The organism is Curtobacterium flaccumfaciens (assembly GCF_051548005.1).
GTDB lineage: Bacteria > Actinomycetota > Actinomycetes > Actinomycetales > Microbacteriaceae > Curtobacterium.
The window spans coordinates 1-8287 of record NZ_JBPUGH010000150.1 but is presented as its reverse complement, the minus strand read 5'-3'; the positions used below and the strand labels follow the sequence as shown (position 1 = coordinate 8287).

Sequence of the window (8287 nt, the reverse complement as noted above, 5' to 3'; positions counted from 1 at the left end):
CGCCTCCAGTCCGTCTCCGGGTTGCGTCCTGTCTCCGGTCGGGCGCGGTCCGACCGGCGGCGGCTCCGGACTCAGCGCGCGTCGCGCGCTTCGGGGGCGACCTGGTCGACCACCGCGCGGCGGTCGTCCGGGTCGACCGGGAGGCCGTCGCCGTCGGCCATCGCGACCGCGTGCGCGGACTTCGCGGCCTCGAGGGTCTCGTCGTCGTTCCGGGCCATGCCGAACAGCTCGATGAAGCGCGACTTCACGAGCAACCACGCGTCACCGGGGCCGAGACGAGCGAGGTCCGATGACGTCGAGTCGTCACGCACTCGCTGCAGTGACGAGACCCCGCGATCAGGCAGCCGGCGCGCCACGTGGTCCACCGCGAGCTGCGCGACCGCGTCCGCCTGTGCGTGCATGACCGAGTGCGCACCGTCGACGACCTCGCGGAGCACGGCGTACGGGAAGACCCGCGCGAGTCGCCGCACCCAGTCGCGCGGCACCATCGCGTCGTGTTCGCCACGGACGATGAGCGTGCGGGCCTGCACCTCGGCCGCGCGCTCCTCGATCGGGAAGGCGATCATCCGAGGCAGGACCTTCGAGAACCAGTGCCACCCGCAGAGTGCGTACGCGGTGATGCCGTGCCAGCGCACCGCCGCGGGCTCGTGCACCGTCGACCGGAGGAACCGGAACGCCGACTGCCGCACGGTGCGTGCTCGGGAGTCGACCACCGGACTGATCAAGACGAGGTCCGAGATCCCCGGGCGCCGGGCGGCCACCTCCGTCACGACCTGGGTTCCCATCGAGTGTCCGACGAGCACAGGGTCCTCGAGACCGAGCTCGTCGATGACCTCCTCGACGGCGTCCGCGTACCGCTCGATCGAGACCCGGCCGCGGAAGTGCGGCACGCCCGCGAAGCCGGGCAGGTCGAGGGCGTGCACGGGACCGTTCTCGTTGAGGTGCGGTGCGAGCCGTTCGTAGTACGTCGCGGCGATGCCGAGGCCGGCGACCAGGACGAAGGCGCGGTCGCCCGGCTGACCGATCGAGCTGACGCGGACGTAGGTCCCGTCGACGGCGATGCGGTCGACCTCCACGGTGACGTCGGCGTCGTCGGCCTCGGCCAGGCGACTCGACGGGTCAGGAGCGTGCGCGTCGCGGTCGTCGGCGGACGTGGCGCGGTCGTGCGGGGCGCTGCCGCGGGGTGCGCGGTCGCGCGGGGTGCTGTCGTCGTCCACGGCGTCTCCTCGGGTCGAACGGTCGCCCAGGATACCCGCGGCGGTGGCCCGTCCGGCGGACCCCACCCCGTCAGCCGCTGAACGTGTTCGCGGGGAGGCCGTGCACGCGGGTCGGGACCGCGAAGACGGCACCCGAGTGCGGGTACCGCTCCAGCTGCTCCTCCGCGAGGTTCTCGCGCGCCGTCCCGACGAAGAGCGTCGACAGGTCGTCGCCGCCGAACGCCACCGAGGTCACGTTCGGTGCCGGCACCTCGACCGTCTCCAGGTGCGATCCGTCCGGCCCCCACCGCTCGACCCGGCCCGAGCCGTAGACAGCCGTCCAGAGGCAGTCCTCGTCGTCGCGCGCGAGGCCGTCGTGCGCCGCGCCGCTGATGAACGGCACGAGCTCCCCGAGTTCCCCGTCGGGACCGTAGGGCGCGCGGTAGATCGTCGAGGTGCTGGTGTCCGTCACGAACATCTCGGAGCCGTCCCCGGTCCACTCGAAGCCGTTCGCGACGCCGAACCCGCCACGGAGCGTCCGCACGGAACCGTCGGGGTCGACCGCGTAGAGCGCCCCGGCCGGGTCGTCGCCGCCGAGGTCCATGCTGCCCACGACGAAGCGGCCGAAGGGATCGCACTTGCCCTCGTTGAACCGGATGCCCGCGGTGGCGTGCTGCACGCGCGCGAGCTCGCGCTCGACGACCCCGTCCGCGTCGGTGAGCACGACGGTGTCGCCGAGCGCGGCCACGAACCCGCCCGTGGCCCGCGGTTGGAAGCTCGCGAGCGGCGGCGGCAGCGGAACCACGCTCCGGACCGTGCCGTCGGCCGATGCCGTGGTGAGGGTGCCGAGCGTGATGTCCGTCCAGCGGAGCAGCCGCTCCCCCGGACTCCAGACGATGCTCTCGGCGAGCACGGCCTGGTCGTCGCAGAAGACGGTGACGGGTCCGGTCGTCGCGGTGTCCATGGCACCTGCCTACCGGCTACCGCCTCCGCGCCCGTTCACCATGTTGTGCGGACTCTCACCGGTCCTCGGCTCCGGAACCCTTGTCCTCACGGGTCCACGGGCTCATCGTTGGAGCAAGCGCACCGGGTGGCAGCACGACGAGGCTCAGCGGACAGGAGGGGCCCAGACGTGACTGCTCGACCACGAACGTCCCTCCGCGACCGGCTCGGAGAGCTGGCCTACGTCGTCGTCGGGAGTGCAGCGATCGCGGTCGGGACGGTCGTCGGCCTCGCGGTGTCGGTCGGCGAGTTCTTCGCGTCCGGGATGGAACCGCGGGAGACGTCCCAGCCAGCCGACCCGCTCGACGAACAGCCCTCGGAGCACCAGCCCTCGTAGCGGCGAGCCCGGCGCCGGCCTCAGAGGCGGGCGTAGCGGGCCCGGAAGAAGCTGTAGACGCCGAAGGCCAGGAACCCGATCCCGATGGCCACGAGCAGGACCCCGCCGCCGGACATGCCGTGCAGGGCGTCGAAGGCCCCGTCGAGTCCGGTCGCCTGGTCGGGGTCGCTCCGGAACGCCGCCACGGCGATGAGCACACCGACCGCGATCACCGCGACGCCCTTGAGGACGTACCCGACGACCCCGAGCACCGTCACGGTGTGCTCGATCGGTTGCCGCGGCCGGACGAGCTGCTTCCAGAACGACCGCCGGGCTCCCTCGATCACGAGGGCGATGCCGATGCCGACCGCGACGGCGGCGACGAGCAGCAGGAGGAACACTCCGCCGGGCGTCGCGAGGGCCTTGGCCGCGGCGCTCCGCGACGAGCCGCTCGAACTCGTCCCGGCGCCGATCGCGTACTGCATCGCCGACACCGAGATCGCCCCGTACACGATCGCCTTGCCGGCGTTCTTCGCCCGGGCACCCCAGGCGCGGGCGCTGTCGCTGCGACCGCCGATGACGGCCTCGACGACGAGTCGGATCGTGAGCGCCGCGGTCCCGATCGCGACGACCCAGAGCAGGAAGACCCCGCCGGGGACGCGCTCGATCTGCTGCAGTGCCCCGGACTGGTCGGTCTCGGTGCCACCGGCGGCGCTGCCGATGCCGAGCAGGACCACGAGGTAGCCGATGAGCAGGTGCACGACGCCGCTGCCGATGAACCCGCCGCGCGCGAGCAGCTCGAACCAGCGGCTGTCCGCCACCCGTCGCGCCTGTCGCCCGGCGTCCTTGACCGCTCGTTCCGCCGTTCCGCTCATCGACCCAGCGTGCCCGTCCGCGGCGCCCGTGTCCGGCCCGTGCGGTCGCCGGACCGGTTCGACCGGACGACCGCCGGGAGCCGGGTCGCGGCACCGCCGTTCGTCGCAGGACGGGACCGGGAGACCGACGAGAGGCGCGTGGCGGCCGCGCCACGTGCCTCCCGGCTGTCCGTCAGTCGCCCTCGTCGGCGCGACCCTCCAGGCGCTGCCGGAGCCGTGCCAGGACGTCGCCGACGTCCGCGAGCACGCGGCGATCCGCCGCGGACGAGGCCGCCATGGCCTCGACGAGCACCCGCTCGGCGGACTCGTCGTACACCGCGAGCCGTCGCTCCGCGAGCTCGGTGAGGCCGACCTCGGTGCTCCGGCCGTCACCGCGCGCGAGTCGCCGCTCCACCAACCCGTCGCGCTCCATGGCGGCGACGAGGTTGCTGACCGTGGACCGCGCGAGCCCGAGCGCCCGCCCCAGCGCCGTCGGGCTCGACCACCCGTCGACGTCGAGCCGCCTGAGGACCTCGACCTGCGCGTCGGGGATGTCGGGTAGGTCCCCGGAGCGGCGTGCAGTGGTGAGGAGCGCGCGCCGGAAGGGCCCGACCTCGGCGCTCAGGCGGCGCGCAGCGTCGGACAGGCCGGGGTCGTTCGAGCGGGTGGACACCCTCTCAGGGTACTCACCGGAAAAACGTTTGCAACAAACGCATTCCAGGAGCAAACTCGAACGCATGCAGATCACCACGAGCGTCGAGCACCCCGTCCCCGAGCAGGACCTCTCCGGCATCGTCGGACACCGGTTCATCTACACGTACGCCAACGGCTGGCAGTACGAGATGTACGTGAAGAACGCGACGACCATCGACTACCGCATTCACTCCGGCATGGTCGGCGGACGCTGGGTCAAGGACCAGCAGGGCGACCTCGTCGCGCTGACCGCCGGCGTCTACAAGGTGTCCTGGAACGAGCCGACCGGCACGAGCGTCGTCGTGACCGTCGTGCCCGGTGAGCGCGTCCTGCACGGCACGATCTTCTTCCCGCGCTGGGTCGAGGAGGACGGCAGCAAGACCGTCCTGTTCCAGAACGACCACCTCGACCGGATGCGCGAGTACCGCGACCAGGGCCCGACGTACCCGATCTACGTGGTGCCGGAGTTCGCGCACATCACGCTGTTCGAACACGTCGGCGAGGACGACGAGACCGTCGTGGACACCGCCCCCGGCGACCTCCCCGCCGGCTTCGCCGACCGGACGAACTGATGCAGCCGATCCGCCTCGACCGCCGCGGCCGGACACTCCGCGGCTGGCAGCTCGGCGCCGTCGAGCCCGGGCGCCCGGCGGTGCTCCTCGTGCACGGGTTCGGCAGCACGGACACCGGCGGGCAGCAGCTCTTCGTCCAGACCGCACGACGGCTCGCCGACCACGGCGCCGCGGTCCGCTCGTACAGCCGACTCGGCCACGGCACGAGCGACGGCGACTTCGCCGACATCACGATCAGCGACGAGGTCGAGCAGGTCACGACCATGGTCCGGACGCTCGCCTCGGACGCCGACGGCCCCGTGCACGTCGTCGCGCACAGCCTCGGAGCCGTCGAGTCCGCCCTCGCCGCCGCCCGTGAGCCGGACCTCGTCGCGACACTGACCCTGTGGTCACCCGCCGGGGTGGTCGTCGACGACATCGCGAGCAAGGACGAGATCCAGGGACAGCCGCTCGCGCCGGCACGCGAGCAGGGCTTCTTCGACTTCGGTGGGATGGCGCTCGGTACGGCGTTCATCGACGAGGTGACCGCCGGGCTCGACGTGTACGCGGGGATCGACCGCTACACCGGTCCGGCCGAGGTGTTCCACGGGACGGCGGACCAGATCGTGCCGCTGTCCTACGGCGAACGGTACGGCGAGGTCCTCCCAGGAGCGACCTTCACCCCCGTCGACGGCGCCGACCACGGGTGGTCGTCCGTGCCGTTCCGACGACTCCTCCTCGACCGACTGGTCGCGTCGACGGGGCTCGCCGACGTCACCTGACGGCTCCTGCACAGCCTGGAGGCGCGGTGCGGCCGTCCACAACGGGGTACGTCCCGCTGATGGTCGGTCGCACCCCGGGGGCAGGCTGGGTGCATGAGCGAGCGGACCCGGGACACCCCTCACGCGACCGAGGACGAGGAACGCAGCGACGGGTACGTCCCCCTACGTTCCTACGGCGCGGTCGGGGACGGCCGGACCGTCGCCCTCATCGCCCTCGACGGCCGGATCGACTGGCTCCCGATCCCCTCGATGGACTCGCCGCCGGTCTTCGCGAGCATCCTCGACCCCGAACACGGCGGCCACGTCGCACTGCGGCCGACCGGCGACGCTGAGGTGTCCCGCGAGTACCTGCCCGGTACGAACGTCCTCGTCACCACCTGGACCACGTCGACCGGGCAGGTCACCGTGACGGACGCGATGGTGACGGGCGTCGCGGGACGACTGCCGTGGGCCGAGGTCGCCCGGTGCGTGCAGGGCGTCCGCGGCTCGGTCGAGTTCGAGTGGGCGGTCGTGCCCGGGACCCTCTTGAACACTGCCGAGCCGAAGCGTCTCGACACGGCCAACGGCGCCGTGATCGGCGTCGACGGCGTCACCATCGCGATCGTGGAGCAGGGCTTCGAACCGGTGCACGACGACGGTCCGCGCTTCTCCGGCCGCTTCACCGCGACCGAGGGGTCGAAGCACATCCTCACGATCGTCGGCACGCACGACGAGCCGATCTTCATGCCCGAGCCCGAGGCCGCCCTCGCCGCGATGGACCGCACGATCGACAACTGGTCGACGTGGTCCGAGGCCTTCCACTACGACGGTCCGTGGGCCGACGCCGTGCAGCGGAGCGCTCTCGCACTGAAGCTGCTCATCTACTCGCCCACCGGGGCGATCGCGGCGGCACCGACCACGAGCCTCCCGGAGGACCGCACCGGCGGGAAGAACTGGGACTACCGGTTCGCCTGGGTCCGCGACCTGTCGTACACGGTGCACGCGCTGACTCGCTTCGGGCTGCGTGAGGAGACGCACGCAGCGGTGTCCTGGGTGATGCGCACCATCGCCGAGCACGACTCGTCGATGCCGATCTTCTACGAGCTCGACGGGTCGAAGAGCGACGGCGTCGAGGACCGCGAGGTGCCGGGGTGGCGGGGCATCGGGCCGGTGACGATCGGCAACCGGGCCGGCGACCAACTGCAGCTCGGTGTGTGGGGCGACGTCTTCGAGATCCTGCGGCAGTACGTCCGAGCCGGGAACGTGCTCGACCGGAAGACCGCTGCCGTGCTCGAACGCCTCGCGGACGACGCGTGCCACCGCTGGGAAGAAGCCGACTCGGGGATGTGGGAGCTGGAGGACACGCAGCACTACGTCTCGAGCAAGATCGGCTGCTGGCAGGCTCTCGATGCCGCGGTCGAGCTGCACGACGCCGGCATGATCGACGGCCCACGCGACAAGTGGGTCGAGAACCGAGAGCTCATCGAGCAGTGGGTGGCCGAGCACGGGTGGGACGAAGAGCGCGGGCACTACGTCATGTACCCGGGCTCGGACAAGCTCGACACGTCGATCCTGCTGCACGCGATGAGCGCCTTCGACCGTGGCCCCCGCATGGCGTCGACGATCCGCGCCATCGAGGAGCAGTTGCAGCGCGGGCCGCTCGTGTACCGGTACTCGGGCATGGAACAGGAGGAGTCTCCGTTCGTCGCGTGCTCGTTCTGGCTCGCCGCCGCGATGGCCTGCACGGGCCGGGTCGACGACGCTGCCGAGCTGATGGACGCGATGGTGGCCCAGGCGAACGACGTCGGGCTCTACAGCGAGATGATCAGCGAGGACGGCTCCTTCATGGGGAACCTGCCGCAGGGGCTCTCCCACCTCGCGCTGATCCAGGCCGCACTGACCATCGAGGAGGTCCGCGCCGAGGCGTCCGGCGGTGACACGGACGACCCGGATGACGCGGACGACCCCGGCGACACTGGCGGGCCCGACCGAGCAGCGTGATCATGGAGGGGTCATGAACGACGTCGACGCACGCATGGACCGACTCCGGCGCGCTGCTCGTTACCGGTACGAGCGGCTCGTCGAGAGCGAGATCGAGCGCGGATCCCTCGACCCGGACGAGGTGCGCGAGGAACGCCGTCTGCTGCAGGCGAAGGACGTCGGGCAGCACGCGCGGGCCCTCATCGAGGAGGCCGAGCGCCGCGGGGTCTTCGAGGGCAACCCGTACCACGGCAAGCCGCTGCCCTCCAACGACGGCCGACACGACCCCGACTGGTGGATCCGGTCGAAGATCGAGCGCGAGCAGATCAGCGGGATCGCCCCGCCCGCCTTCGCGCTGCGGAAGGAGGACGCCGAGCTCGACGACCAGCTCGACGCCCTCTCGACCGAGTCCGACGTGCGCGACGTACTCGAGGACTTCAACTCCCGAGTGAAGGAAGCGCGCCGGCAGCTGCTCGGCGGCCCACCCGTCGTGACCCCGCTCCGCGACGTCGACGCTGAGATCGTCGCGTGGCACGACCGCCGAGCGGCCCGCCGCGCGGCCGACGCGGAGGCCGCGGCCGAACAGGCGGCGGCCGCTGCGGAGAACCGGCCGTCCCGCTGGTGGTGCCGGCGTCGCTGAGGTGATCCGCGCCTCCAGGCCGGCACACCGCAGCCGGCGCGGGCGGATCCGTCGCGCGGGCCCCGCACCACGCGCGAGAGCGCCGTCCCCGGTCGGGGACGACGCTCTCGGGGTCGTGCGGGTGTTACTTGATCTTGGCGGTGATCGTGGCGGTGCCCACGAGCAGACCACGCTTGACGGCGTCGGTGCCGAACGTCTTGTTCAGCAGCCCCGCAGCGTCCTCGGACACGTGCACCGTGGTGCCGGTCAGGACCGCGTTGTCACCCTCGAGCTGCAGCGGCTTGAGGCTGCCGC

General features: G+C 71.9%; 9 protein-coding genes. 5 read left to right on the top strand and 4 right to left on the bottom strand.

Annotated elements, in window-relative coordinates; translation table 11 throughout:
• Nucleotides 1–71: 71 nt before the first annotated feature.
• Nucleotides 72–1217 (bottom strand): alpha/beta fold hydrolase, encoded by a 1146-nt coding sequence (locus tag ACSW7Y_RS14545; RefSeq protein WP_438126960.1) that lies wholly within the window; start codon nucleotides 1215–1217, stop codon nucleotides 72–74.
• Nucleotides 1218–1287: 70 nt separating this feature from the next.
• Entirely contained in the window at nucleotides 1288–2160 is an 873-nt protein-coding gene (locus ACSW7Y_RS14540; RefSeq protein WP_438126959.1) for an SMP-30/gluconolactonase/LRE family protein, read from the bottom strand.
• A gap of 168 nt (nucleotides 2161–2328) precedes the next feature.
• Between ACSW7Y_RS14540 and ACSW7Y_RS14535 the strand changes: the two genes are divergently transcribed.
• Complete coding sequence (locus ACSW7Y_RS14535; protein WP_438126958.1) at nucleotides 2329–2535, top strand: hypothetical protein; 207 nt, start codon at nucleotides 2329–2331, stop codon at nucleotides 2533–2535.
• 20 nt (nucleotides 2536–2555) lie between these two features.
• On the opposite strand, the gene ACSW7Y_RS14530 is transcribed toward ACSW7Y_RS14535, so the two are convergent.
• The gene (locus tag ACSW7Y_RS14530; RefSeq protein WP_438126957.1) at nucleotides 2556–3389 is read right to left on the bottom strand and encodes a DUF1206 domain-containing protein; all 834 of its coding nucleotides are present in this window, start codon (nucleotides 3387–3389) and stop codon (nucleotides 2556–2558) included.
• A gap of 172 nt (nucleotides 3390–3561) precedes the next feature.
• The gene (locus ACSW7Y_RS14525; RefSeq protein WP_438126956.1) at nucleotides 3562–4041 is read right to left on the bottom strand and encodes a MarR family winged helix-turn-helix transcriptional regulator; all 480 of its coding nucleotides are present in this window, start codon (nucleotides 4039–4041) and stop codon (nucleotides 3562–3564) included.
• A gap of 64 nt (nucleotides 4042–4105) precedes the next feature.
• Between ACSW7Y_RS14525 and ACSW7Y_RS14520 the strand changes: the two genes are divergently transcribed.
• From ACSW7Y_RS14520 to ACSW7Y_RS14505, 4 genes are all read left to right on the top strand, one after another.
• Complete coding sequence (locus ACSW7Y_RS14520) at nucleotides 4106–4633, top strand: phenolic acid decarboxylase (protein WP_438126955.1); 528 nt, start codon at nucleotides 4106–4108, stop codon at nucleotides 4631–4633.
• The gene (locus ACSW7Y_RS14515; protein ID WP_438126954.1) at nucleotides 4633–5394 is read left to right on the top strand and encodes an alpha/beta hydrolase; all 762 of its coding nucleotides are present in this window, start codon (nucleotides 4633–4635) and stop codon (nucleotides 5392–5394) included. The genes ACSW7Y_RS14520 and ACSW7Y_RS14515 overlap by 1 nt, the downstream gene beginning before the upstream one ends.
• A gap of 93 nt (nucleotides 5395–5487) precedes the next feature.
• Nucleotides 5488–7374 carry a glycoside hydrolase family 15 protein gene (locus ACSW7Y_RS14510; RefSeq protein ID WP_438126953.1) on the top strand — a complete coding sequence of 629 codons (1887 nt, stop codon included), beginning with the start codon at nucleotides 5488–5490 and terminating at the stop codon, nucleotides 7372–7374.
• A 13-nt stretch (nucleotides 7375–7387) separates the two neighbouring features.
• Nucleotides 7388–7993, top strand: coding sequence for a DUF1992 domain-containing protein (locus ACSW7Y_RS14505; RefSeq protein ID WP_438126952.1), 606 nt, complete (start codon nucleotides 7388–7390; stop codon nucleotides 7991–7993).
• The last annotated feature ends 294 nt before the right edge of the window (nucleotides 7994–8287 follow it).